Source organism: Rickettsia endosymbiont of Hedychridium roseum (assembly GCF_964028255.1).
Lineage (GTDB): Bacteria > Pseudomonadota > Alphaproteobacteria > Rickettsiales > Rickettsiaceae > Rickettsia > Rickettsia asembonensis.
Map to the genome: position 1 here is coordinate 696,090 of NZ_OZ034753.1, position 22,193 is coordinate 718,282.

A 22,193-nucleotide genomic window follows, 5' to 3' on the forward strand; every position below is an offset into this window, starting at 1 on the left:
CATGATCTATTTAGGGGAGTATTAAATCTAATCCCTAGCATATCAGGTCTTATTATTCTTCTGATTTGTTTTTGAAAAAAAGGTTGTTTTAATATCCAAGGAATTTGATCTAATTGCGTTATTTCGGGAATTGAGACGCATTAATGCTAAAAAGAAAGGGTTAAATGATTCTACAATAACTCTTTCTTCCAGGTGGTATTTATTTATTAATTCAGTAATTTTAGAACAAAACTCATGATCAAATATTTTATCACTTTTTATATCTAAAAAAATGAATTTTTGTGATCCGACCAAATTAAAAAGGTCAGTTAATGCTAATAATTTTTGATTGTTGCTTTTATATGATAACTGTTTAAGTTGCTCCCATTTATGATCTTCCGGTTTACCATATCCGTTTGTAGCTTCTTCTAAGGTTTTAGCCTGATATAAAAAAGGAACTCCATCTTTTGATAATCTCACATCTACTTCTATTCCGTCTACGTAGCTCATTAAAGCATTTTGTACTGCTTTCAGAAGTTAAGGATTTATGAGCAATATATTTAGGAAAGTAAGTAAGGGTAGGAGAAATAACTAAAGCAGTAGGTGTATAAAGAGGTTCAATATTAAGATAAATAGCTAAAATAATACCGCCCAAAAATATTATATATTTTATTATTTTTTGTACTTTCATAATATAAAAATAATTAAAAAGGAAATTGTGTTTTTTAATAAGTTGCATAAAATCGTTTTTATAGCTATATTAAAAGCCGTTTCTATAATTAAATCAATAACAAAATTATGTCGCAAAAATTAGGTTTCTGGGCGGTTTTTGCCTTAGTAACCGGCAGTCAAATCGGTACTAGCGTTTTTATATTACCGCTAAGTTTAGCACCGTTCGGTATATATAGCATTTGGGGCTGGGTACTTTCATTATTCGGTGCTATGAGTATAGCCCTTGTATTCTCATCCTTATGTGCAAAATTTCCTAAAACAGGCGGTCCGCACGTTTATGTACGAGAGAGTTTCGGGGATAAAATAGCTTTCTTCACCGGCTTCACTTACTGGGTTATATCCTTTGTTAGTACAAGTATAGTTGTCATTTCGGCAATAGGTTATCTAACGCCTTTTTTTCAATCACAAGCGATTTTGGATTTAATATTACAGATAATATTATTAGGTGCTATTACGGTTTTAAATTTAAAAGGACCTGAAGTAGCAGGAAAAGCAGAGTTTTATTTGACTCTCTTAAAATTCGTTCCGTTGCTTGTAGTAGGCTTATGTGCATTATCTCATTTTAATATAGATAATATAACTATAGCTGAAGAAGTAGAGAGTTTAAGCATTCCAACCATTATGGGAAGAGTTGCACTTCTTACTTTTTGGGGATTTATCGGTGTTGAGTGTGCAACTACCACGGCAGGAGCGGTAAAAGATCCGGCAAAAACCATTCCAAAAGCCATAATAGTTGGAACTTTCTGCGTGGCGGTGTTATATATTATCAATAGCATAGGTATAATGGGATTAATCCCTGCTTCTGAACTTATTAGCTCTAAAGCTCCTTATGCTGATGCCGCTACATTATTATTTGGGGGTAAATGGTCAAGTGTAATTACGGTTATAGCCTCGATTATATGTATAGGTACACTCAATGCTTGGGTACTAACTAGCGGACAGATTGCTCTAGGGCTTGCAGAAGACGGATTATTACCGAAATTCTTTGCTAAGGAAAATAGCAATAACGCTCCAACTAACGGAATTATTGTAAGCTGCCTTGGAATTGTGCCGTTATTAATCTTTACGGCAAATGATAATTTTGCTGCACAGATTACGCAAATAATAGATTTCTCAGCGATAACATTCTTATTCGTCTATTTAATTTGTAGCTTAGCTTTCTTAAAGGTAATTTTTAGCTCAAAAGAAAATTTTTCTTATTATTATTTACTTATAGCCATAATATCGATTATCTTTTGTGTATGGGTTATCTATGAAACACCTGTTAAAACTCTAATTATAGCTAGCTCTTTTACTATTCTCGGTATTCCTTTATATTATGGATGGTATACTCGGTGAATTTCAAAAATTGGCGTCGTCGTCTAGCAATTTCTGCGGTACTCACGTATTAAGTATACGCTCCGTTCCTCGCCTTGCAGACTCCTTGCTCTTTTTGAAATTCACCGAGTATACCATTTTAATTTTTGATAGCGGTGGAATTGAGCCATATGATAAAAGAACGAGTTAATCTACTTAGAAGCTTATTCACAGAATATAATATAGACGGTTATATAATTCCGTCTAACGATAAATATATGAGTGAATATGTACCTGAGTATGCCAAAAGGCTTGAATATATAACAGGTTTTACCGGTTCAAACGGTATAGCTATTATATATAAAGATATAGCATTATTCTTTACTGACGGGCGTTATTTAGAGCAAGCAGCAAGAGAGCTTGATCCTACAATATTTCAAATTTTTGACTTAAAAGAGATATCTAAATTTGGTAAAGATATAAAAATAGGTTACGATCCTGAATTATTTACTTATCCCGCCATATCAAATTTAAAGTTCAATTTTCAGAAGATTAACGGAAATTTAGTTGATAAAATTTGGCATAATCAGCCATCAGAGCCAAACTCTAAAGTTTATTTACATGATATTAAATTTGCGGGTGTTAGTCATAATGATAAAATAAATAAATGTCGTGAAGTTGCATTGTCATCCCGCGGCTTGACCACGGGATCCAGTAAAAATAAAGTTGCTAATAATAATTGTTTTTTGGATCCCGCAGTCAAGCCGCGGGATGACATCGAGCAATATGCCCTAATCATTCTCGATAGCTCTTCCATATGTTGGTTACTAAATTTGCGGGCTAGTGACGTTGCTTATACACCTTTAATGTTTGCAAAAGTAATCATTACGTCTACAAAATTATATCTATTTATCGATCCTACAAGAATTGATGCCGAAATTATTAATGCACGTCCTGAAATAACAATTTTACCGGAAGAAGAATTTGAAAATATTTTAAAGAGTCATGACAATATTTTGATTGATGATACTATAGCCTCTGTGCATATAATGGACTTAATAGCTGATAAAAAAGTACAAAAAATTACCGATCCATGCTTAACGCTTAAAGCTTGTAAGAACGATGTAGAAATTAAGCATGCAATCGATTTTCATATTAAAGATGCAGTAGCTTTATGTGAGTTTTTTGCTGATTTTTCTCAATGTCATCCCCGTGAAAACGGAGATCCAGAAAAACATAATATGGATTCCCGCTTTCGCGGGAATGACATAAAGGAAAGCGGGAATGACATCGGGGATAATGAGAATGACGAATTGACTGAGTATTCCCTCGGTTTAAAGCTTACGGAGCAACGAGCCAAACAAGAGGGCTATGTTTCTGATAGTTTTCCTGCTATTTGCGGATTTCAGGAAAATAGTGCTATTATTCATTATAGAGCTGATCAAACAACTGCTAAAAAAATTAGAGTTCTTTCCAAATTCGCTTATAGAGAGGAATTTGAAGGAAACACCTCACCTCGTACCGCAGCGTACAAAAAAGTACGTGAGGATACGAGTACCGGATTGACATACAAATTACCTCTGGAAGTAGAGTTTGGGAAGAACTTTGTAGAGCAGGGGATATTACTGATTGATTCCGGTGGTCAGTACCAAGGTGCTACTACCGATATAACAAGGACAATCGTGATAGGTACGCCGACTGATGAGCAGAAAAAGCGTTATACGCAAGTACTTAAAGGACATATTGCTTTAGCTAATGCCAAATTCCCAAAAAATATCATAGCAGGAGCTAATCTTGATATACTAGCTCGGCAATATTTATGGCAAGAAATGCTAGATTATCCACACGGTACAGGACATGGAGTAGGGAGCTTCTTAAGCGTTCATGAAGGACCGCAAAGTATCAATCTTCGTAATAAAACCGTACTGAAAGCAGGTATGATCTTATCCAATGAACCCGGTTTTTATATTTCTGGAAAATACGGAATTAGAATAGAAAATTTAATGTATGTAAAAGAAAATAGCGGATGGCTTGAATTTGAAACCTTAAGCCTAGTACCTTATGCTAGTAAATTGATTGATACGAAACTACTTAATATTGATGAAATAAATTATATTAAGGAATATTATAACAAAATTAGAGCTAAAATTTATGATTTATTATCCACGCAAGCGAGGAATTGGTTTAACAATGAAATAAATTTATTTTTACAATCATTATTGTAATTGACGTTTCCGCTATTTATTGGTATAAAGTCTATACATTATTGGGACGTCGCCAAGTGGTAAGGCAACGGTTTTTGGTATCGTCATTCGGAGGTTCGAATCCTCCCGTCCCAGCCATCATTACAAATGACGTAGCATTTAAAAAATTGTTTACGGATAAAACAAAAGTATCCGAAAATGTGACACTTTACAAGTTCTATAATCTATATTATGGAAAATGAATGATAATATGGTGCATTCGATTGGATTTGAACCAACGACCTTTGCCTTCGGAGGGCAATGCTCTATCCAGCTGAGCTACGAATGCAAATGTTGTCATTCATCAAGAACATGCAACGATTAATAAGAACGGTCCAAAATAAATCTAATAATCGAAAATAAATAATCTTTATAACTATTCTGAACCGGAATTTTATTTAATAACTTATTTGCTTCATTTTCTAAGTTACTCAAATAACTAACTGTTTCATTATGAATTTCATGTTCAATCATCAAATCACGTACTTTAATAAACTCATCATTAGTACGCTTATCGCATTTAATTATATTTTCAAGCCAAAGCTGCTTATCTTGCTCTAGCTTATTATATAAAAAAATCAGCGGTAACGTAACTTTTCCTTCTAAGAAATCATCGCCGATATTTTTGCCTACCTGTTTATCATTACCCAAATAATCAAGTAGATCATCTATAACCTGAAATATCGTTCCGAGTAATTTTCCAAAGTCCCGCATATCTTTAGAAATATGGTCTACCTGCTCTGCTATAATAGCTCCAACTTCACAAGAAGCTCCAAATAGTTCGGCGGTTTTAGATTTAACTATTTGCTGATATTCTTCGATAGTTATAATGCGTCGTTCATTTAGCTTAACTAGCTGTACTACCTCCCCTTCGGAAATAATTGCTGAAGCTTTAGCTAGAACATTCATAGCTTTAATAGAGCCGGAAGCTACCATTAACTTAAAAGACTGACTAAAGAGGAAATCACCCACTAAAATACTTGTTTTACTTCCCCAAATAACGTTAGCCGTAGGTTTGAATCTTCTTAAAGTGCTGTCATCTACTACATCATCATGAAGCAATGTGGCGGTATGAATGAATTCAACGGCACTTGCAAGCTTTATATGATTATCGCCTTTATAATCAAACATTTTAGCGGTTATTATAGTTAAAAGCGGACGAATTCTTTTACCACCCGCCTCTAGTAAATATTTACCTACTGTTTCTATTAATTCTTCATCACTTTTTAAACAGCTAATGATTAAATCGTTTAACTTAGTTACTTCATCTTTTAAATCTTGCTGTATTTTTACTATAATATTCATGGTATTTTTTAATTGCTAGATTCCAGTACTCGTTGTCATACCGCGGCTTGACCGGTATCCACATCAATATTTTTAACTAGACCCCGTGATCAAGTCACGGGGTGACAATGTCAGTCAACACACATTCCTCTAATATTTTTTGATTAACATTAGGAATTAACTCCATAATTTTTTCTTTTACATTTTCACCGGGTTTCACTTTTTTTACTGCTGCTTGATATAAAGATAAATAATATAAAGGTATAATTTTATTTACATCATCTATATTACCTATTTTAGCTTTGTTTAAATCGGATAAATTAAACTCATACTCAATGCTAGCGTCAATTAAATTAGATGAGTTCGGGTGATCGGAAATGGTTTTTAAAAATGATTTTAGAGCATCTCCGTATACTTCTTTGCTCTCGTTAGATAAGTTTTTAAAATCACCTACCCCATATACATATAGACTTAAAACATCTATTATTTTGGAGTAATCATTAATTACTATCGTACCTTTACTGTAAGAATCTTTAAGAGCATTTACTATAGTTTCATTTGTTATATTAAATCCCGATGCGTTTGAATATAGACTTAAAGCATTTATCTGTGCTCTAGTTAATTTATTTAATTCAGTAACTAAATTAATATTTAAATTAAAATTATATTGCCTATCTTCAAAAATACTAAAATTATATTGTTTATTATTATTTAAAATATAGCTTAGTTCATTATTAAAATCTTTATATAGATTATTATCGGAAAGTTTAAACAGATAGGTTTGCCTATCGTAATATTTCTTTATAAATTCTAATGAACCTATTATAAAACCCGGTTTTAGCTTAAATTGCGAATCTATCAAAAGATCAATATTATTATTGCCGAAATCGTTTAACTTACCTTTATATAATAAATTAATATTATTTTCAAAGTTATTTATTTTTGCATTAGTAACTTCAATTGTTAAATCTTTAGCAATATCTTTAAAATGCAAACTACTAGTACTAATCAAGAAATTACCGGAAAATTTGAAATTATTATTCCAAGCGGGTCTATATAATAATAAGCCGGCAGGTATTATTCTATCTTCAAGGTTACTTTTTACTATTTCGGTTTCATAATAAATTTCTAATTTTTGCGGTATATTATCAAGGAAATCCTGTTTACTTGTATAATACTTACTTTTGTCAAATAACATAGTAAGTATAGTATGATCTTCTTCATATAATTTTTGATTATCTACTAAGTCAAAAATTTCTGTTTTACCGGAAGTAAATTTAATATTTTCTATTAAATTTATAACTTCAAATAAATCTTTTTTTGATCGTACTATTTCAAATAATTTAAAATTTAACGGTATTTTTGTTGATAATATACAGTTCTCATTATAAAATCTTACTCCAAACCCTCTTTCAACCGGCTTAAATTTTCCGAATGCTTCTCCGGAAAAATTTATAAATAATTTCTGCTTAAGTAAATCATAACCGATATTTATCGGTGTGGTAAATTCAATTACTCTATTAATACTCTCTTCTTGCCAATTAATTACCGAAATACCTAATTTAAAAGGAAAACCATATGGCTGAACTTTAGAAAATTTAATAAGATATTGCTGATTAGGATTATTATCAGTCTCTTCTATATTAAGGTTGGTACCGGCATATTTTTGATTTATAGAGTGTGATAAAGAGAACATAATAGTAAACCATAGCCCACTATATGCGAGTATAATAAAGATAGTTATAAATAATATTATTTTAAGAATTTTTTTCATTATTTTAGTATTTTTGTATGTCTATGTCATTCCCGCGTAGGCGGGAATGATATAGAAACCATATTTTCTACTTACACAGCTCTATATATTCCTTATTCAATTTTATAACGTTCCAAATCCATAAACTCATCATAACTATAAAAATTACTAATAAATATATTATAATAGAATCAAAGGTAGCAGTCGGAATAATAATAAATATCAAAGACTGAATAAATGCTCCAAGCGATTTACCGAATTTAGTACCTATTACCTCTACGGCAGCTTTTCCCTTAGTTCTAAGCTCTAAAGATAAAGGAATATACGCCATTTCTTTTGTTGAATCGAATAATGAGTATTTGGACGATTTACTAAGTATGTTCTGAATAGCTCCAACAATAATCGCTGCATATAGAAGATTAAAATCACCGAAACATGCTCCTATTTCTTCAATAAAAATTATAAAGATAAAAAACATCAAGCCGGTAATAGACAACATAATAGGAGTTAATAATGCAGAAATGAGCCAACCGAGTCGTCTAAGGATATTGCTGCCTATTACCATGAAAGTAACGCATGATATCCCCATCCAAATATTAAACCTGCCCATAAAGTTAACATAGTCTATAGTGTTTGGATGTAATTCTTTTATTTTTGCTTTCCAAGGTCCTTCGACTATATTTATTAATAATCCATAACAAATTATTAGTAAAGCAATACGACCTATATATTTTGAGTGAATTACTAATTTGATACTTTCAATTACCGAAAGTTTTGTTTTCGTTTTAGCCGTAACTTTTTTTGTATCTAAAACATTTATGGAATCCGTTAAAATAAATCTATTTATTATTCTAAATAGAAGCATAGCAATTATTCCTGCAGCAACAATAATTGACATGATAGGCTGAAGCATTATAGCATTTCCGGCAGATGAATTAAAATAATCCGGTAATAATTCTGAATCAATGACCTCCTGCCCGCTTGAGAAAAAGACAAGTACGCTACCTGCTATTATAAGACCTATATTACCGACCATTCCAAGAACTGGATAGAATCTTTTAGCTTTAGAAGTATCAAAAATGTGATTGGCAAACTGCCAAAACATTAAGTTTATGACTACTGCACTCCATAGTTCCGAGAAAATATACATCAGTGCATAACTCCATTTACTACCTATTTTAATGAACCATTTAAAATTAGGGTATGAAGCAATTAAATTATTTATCATTTCATCGTTAGGATGATAAATATCTTGATTGGGATAAATAATATAGGCAAATAATAAGAAAAATAGTAAAAAACTGCCGACTATAATGTAGAAAATATATTCAAAATTTAATTTATTACTAAGCTTAACATAAAGTACGGTAAAAATTACGCACGAGGGTAATACTAACCATAATTTTAAGAAACTAATAATTTCGGCCCCCATAGAGGGTACTACTAAACTATCTTTGATAGACCTTAAAGCCCCAAAATTAAAAAGGATACATAACATCATTAAAGCCATAGGTATAAATAGCTTTAATTCTTTCCTTTCTATAGGCCAAATTATTTCTTTAACTTTTTCAAAGAAAATTTTAGGCGGTAACATTTTTATTGTAACCTTACATATTAAAGTTAACTTTTAAATCTCTTAAGTGCTAAAGTCAATTAAAATAATTAATTTATACTACTCCAAGGTGTTATTTCTCTATATCGCAATGAAGTAAGAAAAATAAGGGCTTTGATTCTCAAAATATGTAAAAAAGTTCCATCTCATCGATAAGGGATAAATATAATGCTGAAATGCAACATTTAATAAATCTTGATCAGGAAAAGAAAAATCACATTTTGAATTTTTTAAAGTTTCTAAAAGCATATAAATACTATCCCGCTATTTTTATAAGAATGAGCCATATTTCTTTTACATTCTTCTGTTACTTTATGATTACAATATGTAATACCTGTATCTATGCTACCCGCCGCAATATAATTACTCATATCTATTTGTTTAAGAGAATTCAAATCATGCAACACTACAATATCCGCATCAAGATATAATCTATGGCCAATTATCCGAAAATTTTATTTTCTTATCGGCTAAAGCTTGATTTAATATATTTTCAGGAAAAGTAGAAAAATCTATAGAATAATCTCTGATATATTTCATGGAAGCTAATTTTTCCATTGATTCTTGACTAATAGGGTCATTAGAATCCATAACAATATGAAATCTATAGAAACTATCTAAATCGCTATTTAGTAAACTAGAGGCTATTACTGCACCGGCATGAATAGCAAACTTATCATTAATAGTTAATGCTATATCTAGTATGTTATTTTGCCTTATACCGGTTAACCTAATTACATTTTGTATTTCTTCTATGGCAAGTTTATAATCAGTTTGTATAGTTTTTTCATTAAAAGATGACCTGCCTAGTAAGTGAATTAAGCTAAGCCTATATAAACATCTAGCAGTAAGTTCCGGTATATTAAGAGAGATTAAACTATTTAAAAAAGGAATCTCATCCGCTGTATAACCGCTATAATATTTTAGGAAATCATCATCATTTTTTATTTCTTTTACTTTTTCTTCGTGACCTAAAATAATGAGTTTAGCTAAATTAATCGCAGTTTTTTTAGTATATAAAGTATCTAAACCGTAACTACCGTAAGTAGCATTTTTGTCTAGATAAAGATGTAGTAAGCAATTATAACCCTTTGCTACCTCTAAACGTACCATTCCGTCTTCTACTTGAAAAGAGCAAATTTTTTCTAACCTTGCTTTATCTCTTGAGTTTAGAGATTCGCTATCTTCTAATTGCTCAAGTGCTAGATCAAAATTTAATTGATCTTCTCGTACGAGACATTTATTTAGGCTCTGTGAAGATTTCTAAAAAGATTATAACTATTTTTTCTTTCTCTTCTTAACTTAAATCATATATAATTTAAACTATTCATTTTATTATCGAGTATGGAGAGCAAAAAATTCTCTAAATTATATCCTTATCAACAATTGTCAGGTGAGGTTGTTGCATGACTCGAAAAACCTACTCGATGTCATTCCCGCGTGGCATTGTTGCATGGATCGTTTTTTCCGTCATTGCCAGGAAATTACGTAAGTAATTGACGAAGCAATCCAGTAAAAAATTCTGATTTACAGAATTTTTTTATTATTTTTAATGCGTTCCCGCGTAGGCGGGAATCCGTCATGTGGGCTATAAAATTAACAAATATATAAATTCATGTTAAATAACTCTCGTTTATGTATTATTTGGTTGTTTGGGCTTATTAGCGGTTTTAATCTAATGATTACCGGTAATACTTTAAATTATTGGCTTGCTAAAGAAGATATAGCACTGCAAACAATCGGTATATTATCATTCATAACGCTTCCCTACTCTATTAATTTCTTGTTAGCACCGATTTTTGATGCAGTGCAAATTAAATATTTAAACAAAATATTCGGTCATAGATTATCTTGGATTTGCTTAACTAGTACTGCGTTAATATTTCTTATATATATTTTCAGCTTTCTAGATCCTCGTATTAATTTAGTATTATTTACCTTTACGGCTTTAATTATTTCTTTTTTTAGTGCAGCCCAAGATACTATATTAAGTGCTTTAAGAACGGAAATAGTACCTAAAGAATCGCTTGGGTTTACTTCAGGAATATATATATTCGGTTATCGGGTCGGTATGCTTTTAGCCGGTTCCGGAGCTATTTATTTATCTATTTATTTTGCATTTAATGAAATATATAAAATCTTTGCCGGCTTAGTATTTATTTATTTAATTTTACTTATTTTAGCTTCTAGATATACTAATTCCTTTGGTCTCGTTGAAGAAAAAATATGTCATTCCCGCGGAAGCGGGAATCCAGAAAACAACCAAAATAAGAATGAATTTTTTATAAAACGTTATTATTCTAATTTCTTAAAGATCTTTCTGGATTCCCGCTTCCGCGGGAATGACATCAGCCTCGTATACTTCATTATTCTTATATTAATTTTCCTAGTATTATATAGATTACCGGATAACTTAATCAATGTTATGATTAATCCGTTTTTGCTTCATCTTGAGTATGATGCTTTTGAGATAGCAAGTGTTGGGAAGTTTTGGGGTGTTGTAGGAGCTATAATCGGCGGACTACTCGGCGGCTTTATTATGAAACATAAAAATATATTAAATAGTATATTTTTATTTGGGATTATTCATGCTTTAGGACATATTTTATTTATTTTTCTTGAAATAAACGGTAAAAATTCTTTATTATTATTTATCACGATAGGAATAGAAAGTATTACCGGTGGTATGACGATGACTGCTTATATAGCTTTTATTTCTTTGCTATGCCAAGGTAAATTTCGAGCTACTCAATATTCTTTTCTTTCGTCGATGATGGGGATTTCGCGCTCAATTTTTCCTATAATTTCAGGCTATATGGTAGTAAATTTCGGTTGGCAAAATTTCTTTTTATTTACTACTATTATAACTATCCCCTCTTTGTTAATATTATTAAAAATAAAAACTAAATTACAATGAATGATATATTAAGTGCTTTTTTACATGGTATTGTTTTAGCTCTTGGTTTAATAGTGCCGCTCGGAGTACAGAATATTTTTATATTCAATCAAGGAGCAAAACAGCCAAAATTTAGCAAGGCTTTACCTAGCATCATTGCAGCCTCAATATGTGATACTATTCTTATATGTATGGCAGTTCTTGGGGTATCTTTATTAATTCTTGAAATTTCTTGGTTAAAATTATCTATATTTATTGTTGGATTTATTTTCTTAATTTATATGGGATATAATACTTGGAATCAGCCGCCTATTGACCTTACAATGAATTCCGGGGCTTTTTCAGCTAAAAAACAAATTTTATTTGCTATATCGGTGTCAATATTAAATCCTCATGCTATTATGGATACGATTATAGTAATAGGTACTAGTGCTTTAAAGTATAACGGTATTGCAAAAATTATGTTTACCTTAACTTGTATATTTATATCTTGGATATGGTTTTTTTCTTTAGCAGTTGCAGGTTATAATATCAGAAAGCTAAATAAAAGTAGTACGATTTTAACCATGATTAATAAAATAGCTGCTATTATTATTTGGGCAGTTGCTTTTTATATTGGAGTACAAATATTGTATGAAATCGGTTTTATTAACTAGAAATATTGAAGAAAATAATGAAACTATAAAAGAAATACGTAAATATAATTTAGATTTACGTTATATTCATTGTCCTTTAATTAAATATGAAACTCTAGATTTTAATATTGATATTTTAGATAATTACTCAAATATAATAATTACTAGTAAATACGCAGCAAATATCTTAGCCGGTCATAACTTAAAACAAGATATTTGGGTAGTAGGTAGTAAGTCAAAACGATTATTAGGCAAGAAAGTAATTTATACTGCTAAAAACGTGGAAGATTTGATTAAGCATTTTCCTCCTGATTTATATGAGCAGACTATATATTTATCTTCAAATGAAATTACTAAAGATTTGCCTAATAAAATAGCTAGACATATCATTTATAATGTAGAATATTTGAATGAGTTGCCGTTATCTGTTATAAAAGAATTTGAAAATAATATTAGATATCTTTCTAAAGTCGCTTATAGAGAGGAATTTAAAGGAAACACGGAACGCAGAACCGCAGCGTACACAAGCGTACGTGAGGATTCGAGTACCGGATCGACGTATAAATTACCTCTAGAAGTAGAGTTTGGGAAGATGTCTATTGATTTCATATTACTTTATTCTCAGAATAGTGCTAAAACTTTTTTAAGATTATTACTTCAAAATAATTTACTAGAATATTTACAAGATAGTTTAGTTGTAGCTATAAGTTTGAAAGTCGCAAATATAGTTAGACCTTTTATAAAAAATGTGGTTTATTGTGATGATCAAAACCCTAACGATATAATCAAGTTATTATCCAAAAATGCAAAAATTTGATAGTTTATTTAAAAGCAAAAATATCTTTTTTATAGCAATAGTAATATTCGTCTTATCTTCTTTTACTTTTTATCATAATAGAGCCGATATTTTAAAACTGTTTAAAAGTGAAAATAAAGATTTAAGTCAAATTCCTGATCAAGTAGTAGAAAATAAAGAAAATACTGTAGAAGAAAAGGAAGCAGCCCCTCTATTATCTACTAAGTCGCTTTTAAATTACGTAAGTTCTTTAAAGTTCCCTGAAGCACCGCCTGCACAGAAACTAGAAACTATTTCAGTCTCATCCAGAGATAAAGAGCAAGAAGCAAAGCCTATGACTAATAGGAGAGCGACGAGTGACGATGTAGGCGGATGGGGATCAATTGACTATATTAATTACTTATTAAATGTAAATCTATTAATATATAATTTCATGCAAGATAAGGATTATAGCAAAGAACTAAAAACCTTATATTTCAACTGGTTACCTCTAGATATAAAGAATATTTTAACTAGCCTAGAAGCATATAATAATAATTATCTTTTCTCGAAATCAAGTAGTACGGAAGTAATTTTTCCTACCAACCATAAATGGTTGGAGAAATTTATCAAAATTGAGAAAAAACCTTCTGCTATGATAATAAAAGAACAAGATAAAGCTCTAATTTTAGAGAAATTAAACTATCTAATCGATTTTCTTTATTCAGAAAAATTTATGCAGGAGTTTATAAATAAAGATGTTTAGGTTATTATTAATATGTGCTACTTTTTTACTGCTTTATTTCGGGTTTACTTTAATAGAGAGCTTTGATTCAAAAGTTTTTATTAGTTTATACGATTATAATATTGAGACTACTTTGTTCTTTAGTCTTATTTTAGGGTTATTATTATTAGTTTCTTGTTTTATTGTAATTAGATTTCTAATATTAATTATCGATTTACCGTCTAAAATACATAATATTTTTAATAAACGAAAAGTTAATCATGATAGATATACTTTAATTTTAGCTTTTGCCGAATATATTATGAGTAATAAAGCTAAATCTGCTTCTATTGCCCGCAAAAATTTATCTTCTGAAGATCTAAAAGATTCTCAAGAATTCCATAATTTAATCTTAGCCGTAACTGAAGAGGATGTAGATAGAAAAATTTCCTATTTTCAAAAACTTATTACATCTAAAGAATTTGTTTTTTACGGTAGCAAAAACCTAGCAAAACTTTATTATGATAAATCCTTGTATGAGAAAGCAGAAAATTACGCAACAAAGGCTTATAATTTCAATGAACTTGATAGTGACAATTTAATTACTTTAATGCGTTGTTATGCTAGACTTTCTCTATGGACGAAATTTATTTTTATAACAAATAAGCTCACAAAATTTCATAAACATGAGTCTATGCCGGAAATTGCTGAGTATTATTTATTAGCAGCAAAGCAAGAAGTAGAAAGTAATAATACAGCTAATGCTATAGATTATTTGGAAACAGCTATAGATTTAAATTTTTATAACGATGAATTACTAGAATTTTACTTTAATTTAAATGATAAGCTTAATGTTAATAAAAAGACCAAAATATTAAAAGATGCTTTTCGTATTATCCCTTCTTTAAAATTAGTGCAGCTATTTAAAAAATTTACTTCTCTATCAGATAGGCAAATTTACGAAGAATTAACTCAAGAGTTAGATGCTAAAAAAGATGAAATATTAATTTTGGCAATAGAAGCTTATTTAGAATTATAGGTGTTGTTGTATCATGTCATTCCTGCTTTCGCGGGAATGACATAAAACAAGCCATGCAACAAAGCACTTCGCTACGGCCTTGCTGCGTGGAACGGTAAAACCCACTGTGTCACCTAGTTCGCTTGACCACGGCGTCCATAAAAACAATAAAGAATACCTAATATTTTAGTATTTTCAACTGGATCCCATGGTCAAGCCACGGGATGACAGAGGTGAAATTGAGCCACGCGGGCAACGCCTACTCGCAATGACGGATAAGATAAAACCTAATATAAAAATAGTTTCTTTTGGCTCTTACTAATTTCTTCATTTACATTGTTATTATGGTGATGATAATTAGATTGGATCGTTATTAAATAATCACTTATTGCTTTAGAAAATTCTTCAGTTTTATAACGAAAGAAATGGTCAGCCCCATTGATAATTTTATAATCAACTTTAATATGGGATTTTTGCTTAGATAATCTATTTGCTAGGTCTTTTACATCATCTGCCGATACTATACTATCATTATCTCCCTGTAATATAAACCCTGGGATGGGACAAGGTGAAAGGAAAGAGAAGTCATATTTATGAATTGTATTAACCGGCGGCGAAATAGCAATAAAATGATTTATTTCCGGACGTCTCATTACAAGCTGCATAGCTATCCATGCTCCGAAAGAAAAGCCTAATATCAGATTAGACTGAGCATTTGGGTTATTCTGCTGTAACCAGTCGAGAGCTGCCCCAGCATCAACAACTTCACCGACTCCATTATCAAATTTACCTTGCGATCCCCCTACTCCTCTAAAATTAATACGTAAGACGGTATAACCGTTATCTGCTAAAATTTTATAGGCATTATAAACTACTTTATTATTCATATTACCCTCATATAAAGGATGAGGATGAAGAACTAATGCAATAGGAGCATTAGGTGAGGTAGCTTTTGCATATCTTCCTTCAATTCGCCCTTCCGGACCGTTAAAATAAATTTGCGGCATAATTATTCATAATATTTAATTTGTTCTATATGATATTTTACCACTTTTTCTTATTAGTGCAACTATTCTTATATTTTAAAACACTATCACTAAATAATTGATTGTATTGACGCATGCCGCCATATATACTAAAATAGCGGATAATAACTGAATGGAGCTATATTATGAATACGGTAGATATTAGATTACGTGTTTCAGCAGATACTAAAGACAGAAGCAGAAGAAATATTTAAGCAAATGGGGATGACTATGTCGAAAGCTATGAGGATATTCCTAAATCAATGTATAAATAGCGGTGGTTTGCCTTTCAAACCACATATTAAGATTCCTAATAAAGAAAAACATTAGAATCATTTAAGCAAGCAGAAAACGGTAAATTTGAAAGCTATAATTTAAAACAGTTTGAAAAATTTTTAGACGACATCGCTAAATGATCGTCATTGCGAGTAGGCATTGTTGCGTGGATCAATTTCACCTATGTCATCCCGTGGCTTGACCACGGGATCCAGTTAAAAATACTAAAATTAATAGTGTTTTTTATTGTTTTTATGGACCCCGTGGTCAAGCCACGGGGTGACATAGTGGGTTTTACCGGTCCACGCAACAATACCTTGCGAGCGACTGAAAGGAGTGTGGCAATCTCAGGACTTTGGCATGAGATTGCTTCGTCAAAACTTACAGTTTTTCCTCGCAATGACGAAAAAGATGTTAATACTATATGACCTAAGAAAATACTGCTCTCTCAACTGCATCTGCACTATGTTGCACTAAATCCTTAGCGATTTCTTTAGTAATCATCTTTTTTAGACCGTTTTTAAGCTCTTGTCTAACGCATCCAAGCATTTGCGGTTCTGCTACAATAATCAATTCCTTATATTTAGCTTGATCAGCAGCCGTTATTTTTTCTAAATGTTTAATAACGCTCCTTGCTGCTTCTTTATGTTCTATATCTTTTAGCGAAGTATGCGGCTCAAATAACGAAGTCGGTGTAGATTTATTTTGGTAAAGGCTTTGTCTTTTTTCTCTATGGTAGTGATGCTCCTCTAAATCCAAAGATAATTTTAAAGGTTTATTAGTAGTAATTTTAATCCCCAACGCGTCGTAAAGCATCATTTGCTTACTATCGATAACTGCAATTAATTTTAACGGTGCTGTACTTCCCATAAATACCTCCATAAGAACTAGGTTGTAATTTTATGATAATACTAATTATTTTTAAAACCTAATATTAATTTAATAATTTTTGCTTTTCACTGTTAATAATTTGCTCAACCTTGTCATTAATTATACGTACGTCAGTTTGCTCTATTTCTTCTTTTTCTATTACACCTATAATCTTTACCTTTATAGTCCCCGGCTGCTTAAACCAAAAGCCTCTAGGCCAAAATAAACCGGCATTATGAGCCATCATTACAATTGGAACTTTAGTAATTGAAGCAAGCTTTACGGCACTCGGCTTAAATTTCACTGTTCTATCAGGTGGGACTTTGGTTGATTCCGGAAATATTATCAACCATAATCCTTCTTTTATTTTTTCCTGACCTTCTCTTAAAATCTGAGCAACCGAGCTATTAGTACCACGGTCAACCGCAATAGGTTTAACCATCCGAAGCCCCCAACCAAGCAAGGGTATATTAAATAATTCACGCTTTAATACCCAAGAATGTTTAGGAATAATCAGTTGCATAAACATTTGATCCCAAAAGGATTGGTGATTAGACACGACTATTGAGATTGTTTTCGGTAATTTCTCAAGCCCCTCTACTTTATATTTAAGACCGCAACAAATTTTTGCAAGCCACACAAAAGCATAAGAAAAAATAATGGCGATTCTATATCTTATTTGATAGTTGACATTGAAAAATGTTACGGGTATGTAACATATAAGAAAAAAAATAAATGTAAATAACGATAATAATCCGTAAAATGATAAAATTCTTAAACGCCAAAGCATAATTATTAAATAATTATTAATTAAAATGGTATTTATAACATAAATTTATAGTGAGTAAAATAAATAAGGTATTATAATGAAAAAAACTGTTCTTTCCGGTGTGCAAGCGACCGGTTCTTTACATCTCGGTAATTATCTCGGTGCAATTAAAAACTGGGTTAAAATGCAGGAAGAATATAATTGCTTTTTCTTCTTGGCAGATTTGCATGCTATAACCATAGAACATAGACCAAGTGAGCTTAAAAAATCTATTATGCAAAGTCTAGCAATATATTTAGCATCAGGTCTTGACCCTAATAAAGTTACAATTTTTGCTCAAAGTATGGTGAAAGAGCATGCAGAGCTTGCTTGGCTACTAAATTGTGTTACACCGCTTGGATGGTTAAAGCGAATGACCCAATTTAAAGATAAAGCCGGTAGTGACCAAGAAAAGGCTTGCCTTGGATTATTTTCCTATCCGGTTCTTATGGCAGCGGATATATTGATATATAAAGCCGATATAGTACCTGTTGGTGAAGACCAAAAACAGCATCTAGAACTAACAAGAGATATTGCAGGGGTGATAAATAGAAAATTTGATAAAGAAATTCTAAAAGTTCCTGAACCGCTAATTAATGGTTCAGGTACAAGAATCATGAGCTTACGGGATGGATTAAAGAAAATGAGTAAATCTGATATATCTGATTTCGCTCGTATTAATTTGAAAGATGATAATGACCTTATTCATCAAAAAATAAAAAAAGCCAAAACTGATCATTTAAGCTTTGTTAGCTATGATAAAGAAACAAGACCGGAAATTAGTAATTTATTAGATATTTATAGAAGTTTATCCGAAGAAAGTTTAGAAAAAATAATCAATAATTATCAGAACCAAGGTTTTGCAAAATTTAAAGAAGATTTAGCAGAAATTATTATTACAAATCTACAACCGATACGTGATAAATATTTAGAATTAATGAATGATAAAGAATATTTATTAAAAATACTGCACAAAGGAGCAGAAAAAGCAAGAATTAGAGCTTCTGAAACGGTTAACGAAGTGAAAGAGCAATTTGGATTTGTAATTTAAATTTATATATTTCAAGATTTCCCTTGAAATATATAAGATTATTTGGTATGAATCTTCTTGGATAGGTGGCCGAGCGGTTTAAGGCACTAGTCTTGAAAACTGGCGTACGGGCAACCGTACCGTGGGTTCGAATCCCACCCTATCCGCCAGCATTAAATATCTTATGTTAGTTATTTACCTAACTTTTTTAGTAAAAATTCTTTCGTTTCTTGATTTTTTAATATAGTTTGTTTAACGTCTTGGTTTATAGTGTCTTCAGGATTTAACTCTAGTGCCTTGTTTATTTGGAATGTTTCAAGAGCCAAATCATACTTACCCATATGTGATAAAACTATTGCTTTATCTGCGTAAGCATTTGCCTCGTTAGGTGCTAATTCTATAGCCTTATCAAAGCTTTCTAATGCTAAGCTATATCTCTTCAGGTTATTTAAAATCATACCTTGAAAAAAATAAGTCAGCATTAGTATTATTTAATTTAATAGCGTTATCAGCTGCTTCAAGTGCTAGTTCATATCTTTCAAGCCTATTTAATGCTATACTTTGACTAAAATAAAACTCCCAATTGCTAGGGTTTCTCTCTATAGCTTTGTTATAAGCTTCTAAAGCTAAATCAGTCTTTCTTAAATTATTGTAAATTGAACCTTTAATAAAAGTATATTTTTTTAATATACTTAAAGCTGTATATTTACATTTATATAAAGTGCTATCGTTAATTTTTATTTCTTTTGCTTTATTACAGGATTCGAGTGCTAAGTTGGGCTTATTTAATGCGAGCAAAGCTATGCCTCTATATTTATAAGCCTCAATTTCATTAGGATTTAACTCTATCGCTTTATTTAATGCCTCAAGTGCTAACTCTGGCTTATTTAAATTTAATAAACCTAAACCTTTAAAGAGATATAAACCTGAATCTTTGGGTTCTAATTTTATAGCTTTACTAAAGCTTTCGGTAGCTAATTCAAATTGCTTTAAATTACTTAAAGTTAAACCTTTTTCTGCATATGATTGTGCAAAGTTAGGATTTAATTTTATAGCTTTATTATACGATTTTAGTGCTAAATCATATTGACCAGCATAATAGTACTTTGCACCCTGTTTATAATACTCTATAAAAGTATCACTTATATCATATGCTTTGGCTTTACTTATCGGTGGAAAAATTAATAATAAAGCAGAAAGTAAAAATTTAAGATACATAAGATTTACATACCAATTATCTTTTTTAATAATAAAATTATATATCACTAAATTCTATTTATTACAATTATTAGTTTATTGAATAAAAATACTAATCAATCCAGTTGCTCCAACATCATTTTAGCGGCTTTTATGGCTGATTCTTTTGAGGTTTTTGTATTTGTAGTTTCAATATGGAAAGTTATTTTACTGCCGGCGAGATTACCGAGCATGAAATCGGTTTGTATATTATCCGCATCTAGATATTTTGAATAAGCAGCAATCGGTGTACGGCAATTAGCATCTAGATATTCTAAAAATGCTCTTTCGGGTTTTATTAGTTCAAAGGTAGGAATATGATTAATTTGGTTACATATCTCAAGCATAGCATTATCATTTTGTCGTATTTCAACTGCAATGACTCCCTGCCCTATACATGGTAACATCTGTGAATACTCTATCAAATGGCAATATTCCGGATTAAACGCCCTGAGCCTTTTCAGCCCTGCATATGCTAGAATCGTTGCATCAACTTCACTGTTCATTAGCTTTTTTATTCTTGAATCAACATTTCCCCTAAAAACCGTTACCTTTAAATCCGGTCTTATTTTTTGGATAAATGCTTTTCTTCGTACTGCCGAGCTACCTATTACGGCATTTTGCGGCAGCTCTTCTATGGATTTATAATTTAAACATACAAAAACATCTCTGGGGTCTTCACGCTCTAAAACGGCAGCTATTACTAGCTCTTCGGGTATTCTACCGGGTACGTCTTTTAAAGAATGAACCGCTAAGTCAATTTTTTTATCAAGCAACGCTTGCTCTATTTCCTTTAAAAATAAAGCTTTACCTCCTATATCGTATAATGGTTTATTTTGGATTAAATCACCGCTAGTAATAATGGGTACTATTTCACAATTAATATCAGGAAAAAATTGTTTGATTTGCTGAATAACTAAATTAGTTTGTATTAAAGCAAGCGGACTTTTTCTTGTACCTATTCTGATAGAATTTGTCATTTGTTTTCTACTATTTCAAAAGGGCTGGTAAAGCTTAAAACATTACTGTTTATAATTACCATTGATTCATAATAATTGGATGATTTACCTCTCCATGACCTATTACGTGAGCTTTATAAGCTTCTATATGTAGAATATGATTTAAACAAAAACTTTTTATGGCTTGTTCTACAAATTCATCCCCTTTAGTAAAATCACCGAAAATTATTGCTTCTATACATTCAAATATACCGGCATTTTTTAATTGAACTAGATTACGATGTATGGCATAACTTTTCTCATTAATATCTTCAAGCAGTAATATATTACCCTTTTTTAAATCAATAGAAGTTCCTATTAATTTGCTAAAAACTGTTAAATTGCCGCCTGTTATTTTACCGGTTATATTTTCCTCACTAATTTTATTTATAGGTGTAAGTTGTATTTCGCTCTTTTTCCCTTCAAGAATATCTATTATAGGCATAATAGCCTGATTAGTAGGCGGTAGTAACGAGGTTAATACTGAACCGTGTATAGTTGGGATATTATAATGGTTATTTAGTAATAAATGCAAAACGGTAATATCGCTATAGCCCATCAGGATTTTACCCCCTTTTTGCTTTATATTAAAACAATCTTCTACAAATTCACTGCATCCATATCCACCGCGAAAAGCCCAAATTATTTTAACCTGCTCATTTTCCATAGCTTCTTTTAATTTATCTCTAGCATCCGGACAACCTGATGCCGGTGCTATAATTGATATCAAATCTCGTTGTTTGTTAAAAATAATTTTTTTCATAATAATGAAATACCGTGGCTTGACCACGGTATCCAGATAAAAATGTTAAAAAGTACACGCTATAAGTTGTTTTTATAGATACCGTGGAGGGGCCACGGTATGACAGCAAAAAATACTGGATTCCTGCGATCAACGGAATGACATTAAAATTATAATAGTTATACGAAGATCAACTTCAAAAAGAGTAATCGGTTCACAAGCCGAGGAACGGAAGCCGTTACTTAATACGTGAGTACCGCA

20 protein-coding genes, 3 tRNA genes and 4 pseudogenes are annotated in these 22,193 nt (G+C 31.1%); 11 read left to right on the forward strand and 16 right to left on the reverse strand.

The genetic code is table 11. The annotated features are described in order from the left end of the window. Nucleotides 1–42: 42 nt before the first annotated feature. The gene (locus tag AC5587_RS04040; RefSeq protein WP_499162940.1) at nt 43–459 is read right to left on the reverse strand and encodes a glycerophosphodiester phosphodiesterase; all 417 of its coding nucleotides are present in this window, start codon (nt 457–459) and stop codon (nt 43–45) included. Continuing rightward, entirely contained in the window at nt 416–670 is a 255-nt protein-coding gene (locus tag AC5587_RS04045) for a hypothetical protein (RefSeq protein ID WP_499162941.1), read from the reverse strand. The genes AC5587_RS04040 and AC5587_RS04045 overlap by 44 nt, the downstream gene beginning before the upstream one ends. A 107-nt stretch (nt 671–777) precedes the next feature. Here AC5587_RS04045 and AC5587_RS04050 point away from each other — a divergent pair, with 107 nt between their 5' ends. From AC5587_RS04050 to AC5587_RS04060, 3 genes are all read left to right on the forward strand, one after another. Next, nucleotides 778–2,049, forward strand: coding sequence for an APC family permease (locus AC5587_RS04050; RefSeq protein ID WP_499162942.1), 1,272 nt, complete (start codon nt 778–780; stop codon nt 2,047–2,049). Between the two features lie 149 nt (nt 2,050–2,198). After that, entirely contained in the window at nt 2,199–4,232 is a 2,034-nt protein-coding gene (locus AC5587_RS04055) for a M24 family metallopeptidase (RefSeq protein ID WP_499162943.1), read from the forward strand. A gap of 42 nt (nt 4,233–4,274) precedes the next feature. Beyond that, nucleotides 4,275–4,349 (forward strand) — tRNA-Gln (locus tag AC5587_RS04060). Nucleotides 4,350–4,462: 113 nt separating this feature from the next. Here AC5587_RS04060 and AC5587_RS04065 read toward each other — a convergent pair. The 5 genes and pseudogenes from AC5587_RS04065 to AC5587_RS04085 form a co-directional block, all read right to left on the reverse strand. Continuing rightward, nucleotides 4,463–4,539 (reverse strand) — tRNA-Arg (locus AC5587_RS04065). A 32-nt stretch (nt 4,540–4,571) separates the two neighbouring features. Further along, the gene (locus tag AC5587_RS04070; RefSeq protein WP_499162944.1) at nt 4,572–5,555 is read right to left on the reverse strand and encodes a polyprenyl synthetase family protein; all 984 of its coding nucleotides are present in this window, start codon (nt 5,553–5,555) and stop codon (nt 4,572–4,574) included. Between the two features lie 94 nt (nt 5,556–5,649). Then, complete coding sequence (locus tag AC5587_RS04075) at nt 5,650–7,308, reverse strand: hypothetical protein (RefSeq protein ID WP_499162945.1); 1,659 nt, start codon at nt 7,306–7,308, stop codon at nt 5,650–5,652. A gap of 67 nt (nt 7,309–7,375) precedes the next feature. After that, nucleotides 7,376–8,881, reverse strand: coding sequence for a nucleotide exchange transporter Tlc3 (gene tlc3 / locus AC5587_RS04080; RefSeq protein ID WP_410526679.1), 1,506 nt, complete (start codon nt 8,879–8,881; stop codon nt 7,376–7,378). Between the two features lie 68 nt (nt 8,882–8,949). Continuing rightward, nucleotides 8,950–10,132 (reverse strand): annotated as a pseudogene (locus AC5587_RS04085) (glycosyltransferase family 8 protein); the annotation flags it as partial. Between the two features lie 382 nt (nt 10,133–10,514). Between AC5587_RS04085 and AC5587_RS04090 the strand changes: the two are divergent. From AC5587_RS04090 to AC5587_RS04110, 5 genes are read left to right on the forward strand one after another with little or no spacing between them, the layout of a single operon-like run. Next, complete coding sequence (locus AC5587_RS04090) at nt 10,515–11,816, forward strand: AmpG family muropeptide MFS transporter (protein WP_499162946.1); 1,302 nt, start codon at nt 10,515–10,517, stop codon at nt 11,814–11,816. Continuing rightward, on the forward strand, nt 11,813–12,451 hold the full coding sequence (locus AC5587_RS04095) for a LysE/ArgO family amino acid transporter (protein WP_410527618.1): 639 nt from the start codon (nt 11,813–11,815) through the stop codon (nt 12,449–12,451). The genes AC5587_RS04090 and AC5587_RS04095 overlap by 4 nt, the downstream gene beginning before the upstream one ends. Then, nucleotides 12,429–13,247: a palindromic element RPE1 domain-containing protein gene (locus tag AC5587_RS04100; RefSeq protein ID WP_499162947.1), complete on the forward strand. Its 819-nt coding sequence runs from the start codon at nt 12,429–12,431 to the stop codon at nt 13,245–13,247. The genes AC5587_RS04095 and AC5587_RS04100 overlap by 23 nt, the downstream gene beginning before the upstream one ends. Further along, nucleotides 13,234–13,971 carry a palindromic element RPE2 domain-containing protein gene (locus tag AC5587_RS04105; protein ID WP_499162948.1) on the forward strand — a complete coding sequence of 246 codons (738 nt, stop codon included), beginning with the start codon at nt 13,234–13,236 and terminating at the stop codon, nt 13,969–13,971. Before AC5587_RS04100 ends, AC5587_RS04105 begins: the two co-directional genes overlap by 14 nt. Then, the gene (locus AC5587_RS04110; protein WP_410527615.1) at nt 13,964–14,968 is read left to right on the forward strand and encodes a tetratricopeptide repeat protein; all 1,005 of its coding nucleotides are present in this window, start codon (nt 13,964–13,966) and stop codon (nt 14,966–14,968) included. Before AC5587_RS04105 ends, AC5587_RS04110 begins: the two co-directional genes overlap by 8 nt. On the opposite strand, the gene AC5587_RS04115 is transcribed toward AC5587_RS04110, so the two are convergent. Together AC5587_RS04115 and AC5587_RS04120 are read right to left on the reverse strand one after the other, a co-directional pair. Continuing rightward, nucleotides 14,963–15,115, reverse strand: coding sequence for a hypothetical protein (locus AC5587_RS04115; RefSeq protein WP_499162949.1), 153 nt, complete (start codon nt 15,113–15,115; stop codon nt 14,963–14,965). The two genes, AC5587_RS04110 and AC5587_RS04115, sit on opposite strands and share 6 nt — an antisense overlap. 119 nt (nt 15,116–15,234) lie before the next feature. After that, the gene (locus AC5587_RS04120; RefSeq protein ID WP_499162950.1) at nt 15,235–15,954 is read right to left on the reverse strand and encodes an alpha/beta hydrolase; all 720 of its coding nucleotides are present in this window, start codon (nt 15,952–15,954) and stop codon (nt 15,235–15,237) included. A gap of 164 nt (nt 15,955–16,118) precedes the next feature. Between AC5587_RS04120 and AC5587_RS04125 the strand changes: the two are divergent. Next, nucleotides 16,119–16,388: pseudogene (locus AC5587_RS04125) on the forward strand (type II toxin-antitoxin system RelB/DinJ family antitoxin). Nucleotides 16,389–16,432: 44 nt separating this feature from the next. Here AC5587_RS04125 and AC5587_RS04130 read toward each other — a convergent pair. From AC5587_RS04130 to AC5587_RS04140, 3 genes and pseudogenes are all read right to left on the reverse strand, one after another. Continuing rightward, nucleotides 16,433–16,546: pseudogene (locus AC5587_RS04130) on the reverse strand (proline/betaine transporter); the annotation flags it as partial. A gap of 131 nt (nt 16,547–16,677) precedes the next feature. Then, nucleotides 16,678–17,118 carry a host attachment protein gene (locus AC5587_RS04135; RefSeq protein ID WP_499162951.1) on the reverse strand — a complete coding sequence of 147 codons (441 nt, stop codon included), beginning with the start codon at nt 17,116–17,118 and terminating at the stop codon, nt 16,678–16,680. 64 nt (nt 17,119–17,182) lie between these two features. Continuing rightward, entirely contained in the window at nt 17,183–17,908 is a 726-nt protein-coding gene (locus AC5587_RS04140; protein WP_499162952.1) for a lysophospholipid acyltransferase family protein, read from the reverse strand. 76 nt (nt 17,909–17,984) lie between these two features. On the opposite strand from AC5587_RS04140, the gene trpS reads away from it, so the two are divergent. Both trpS and AC5587_RS04150 read left to right on the forward strand, forming a co-directional pair. Then, nucleotides 17,985–18,977 (forward strand): tryptophan--tRNA ligase, encoded by a 993-nt coding sequence (gene trpS, locus AC5587_RS04145; RefSeq protein WP_499162953.1) that lies wholly within the window; start codon nt 17,985–17,987, stop codon nt 18,975–18,977. 59 nt (nt 18,978–19,036) lie between these two features. Further along, nucleotides 19,037–19,126, forward strand: a tRNA-Ser gene (locus tag AC5587_RS04150). A gap of 21 nt (nt 19,127–19,147) precedes the next feature. On the opposite strand, the gene AC5587_RS04155 is transcribed toward AC5587_RS04150, so the two are convergent. The 4 genes and pseudogenes from AC5587_RS04155 to AC5587_RS04170 form a co-directional block, all read right to left on the reverse strand. Then, complete coding sequence (locus AC5587_RS04155) at nt 19,148–19,414, reverse strand: tetratricopeptide repeat protein (protein WP_499162954.1); 267 nt, start codon at nt 19,412–19,414, stop codon at nt 19,148–19,150. Then, complete coding sequence (locus AC5587_RS04160) at nt 19,401–20,222, reverse strand: tetratricopeptide repeat protein (RefSeq protein WP_499162955.1); 822 nt, start codon at nt 20,220–20,222, stop codon at nt 19,401–19,403. Before AC5587_RS04160 ends, AC5587_RS04155 begins: the two co-directional genes overlap by 14 nt. A gap of 47 nt (nt 20,223–20,269) precedes the next feature. Beyond that, nucleotides 20,270–21,172 carry a hydroxymethylbilane synthase gene (hemC, locus tag AC5587_RS04165; protein ID WP_499162956.1) on the reverse strand — a complete coding sequence of 301 codons (903 nt, stop codon included), beginning with the start codon at nt 21,170–21,172 and terminating at the stop codon, nt 20,270–20,272. Beyond that, nucleotides 21,169–21,953, reverse strand: a pseudogene (locus AC5587_RS04170) (S66 peptidase family protein). Before AC5587_RS04170 ends, hemC begins: the two are co-directional and overlap by 4 nt. Nucleotides 21,954–22,193 lie beyond the last annotated feature (240 nt).

Bases quoted from the DNA above. Each gene is read 5' to 3' on its own strand.
- tlc3 (WP_410526679.1), bottom strand. From the start codon at position 8,881: ATGTTACCGCCTAAAATTTTCTTTGAAAAAGTTAAAGAAATAATTTGG.
- AC5587_RS04055 (WP_499162943.1), top strand. From the start codon at position 2,199: ATGATAAAAGAACGAGTTAATCTACTTAGAAGCTTATTCACAGAATAT.
- AC5587_RS04135 (WP_499162951.1), bottom strand. From the start codon at position 17,118: ATGGGAAGTACAGCACCGTTAAAATTAATTGCAGTTATCGATAGTAAG.
- AC5587_RS04045 (WP_499162941.1), bottom strand. From the start codon at position 670: ATGAAAGTACAAAAAATAATAAAATATATAATATTTTTGGGCGGTATT.
- AC5587_RS04155 (WP_499162954.1), bottom strand. From the start codon at position 19,414: ATGATTTTAAATAACCTGAAGAGATATAGCTTAGCATTAGAAAGCTTT.
- AC5587_RS04050 (WP_499162942.1), top strand. From the start codon at position 778: ATGTCGCAAAAATTAGGTTTCTGGGCGGTTTTTGCCTTAGTAACCGGC.
- AC5587_RS04120 (WP_499162950.1), bottom strand. From the start codon at position 15,954: ATGCCGCAAATTTATTTTAACGGTCCGGAAGGGCGAATTGAAGGAAGA.
- AC5587_RS04110 (WP_410527615.1), top strand. From the start codon at position 13,964: ATGTTTAGGTTATTATTAATATGTGCTACTTTTTTACTGCTTTATTTC.
- trpS (WP_499162953.1), top strand. From the start codon at position 17,985: ATGAAAAAAACTGTTCTTTCCGGTGTGCAAGCGACCGGTTCTTTACAT.
- AC5587_RS04100 (WP_499162947.1), top strand. From the start codon at position 12,429: ATGAAATCGGTTTTATTAACTAGAAATATTGAAGAAAATAATGAAACT.
- AC5587_RS04105 (WP_499162948.1), top strand. From the start codon at position 13,234: ATGCAAAAATTTGATAGTTTATTTAAAAGCAAAAATATCTTTTTTATA.
- AC5587_RS04090 (WP_499162946.1), top strand. From the start codon at position 10,515: ATGTTAAATAACTCTCGTTTATGTATTATTTGGTTGTTTGGGCTTATT.
- AC5587_RS04070 (WP_499162944.1), bottom strand. From the start codon at position 5,555: ATGAATATTATAGTAAAAATACAGCAAGATTTAAAAGATGAAGTAACT.
- AC5587_RS04140 (WP_499162952.1), bottom strand. From the start codon at position 17,908: ATGCTTTGGCGTTTAAGAATTTTATCATTTTACGGATTATTATCGTTA.
- AC5587_RS04095 (WP_410527618.1), top strand. From the start codon at position 11,813: ATGAATGATATATTAAGTGCTTTTTTACATGGTATTGTTTTAGCTCTT.
- AC5587_RS04075 (WP_499162945.1), bottom strand. From the start codon at position 7,308: ATGAAAAAAATTCTTAAAATAATATTATTTATAACTATCTTTATTATA.
- hemC (WP_499162956.1), bottom strand. From the start codon at position 21,172: ATGACAAATTCTATCAGAATAGGTACAAGAAAAAGTCCGCTTGCTTTA.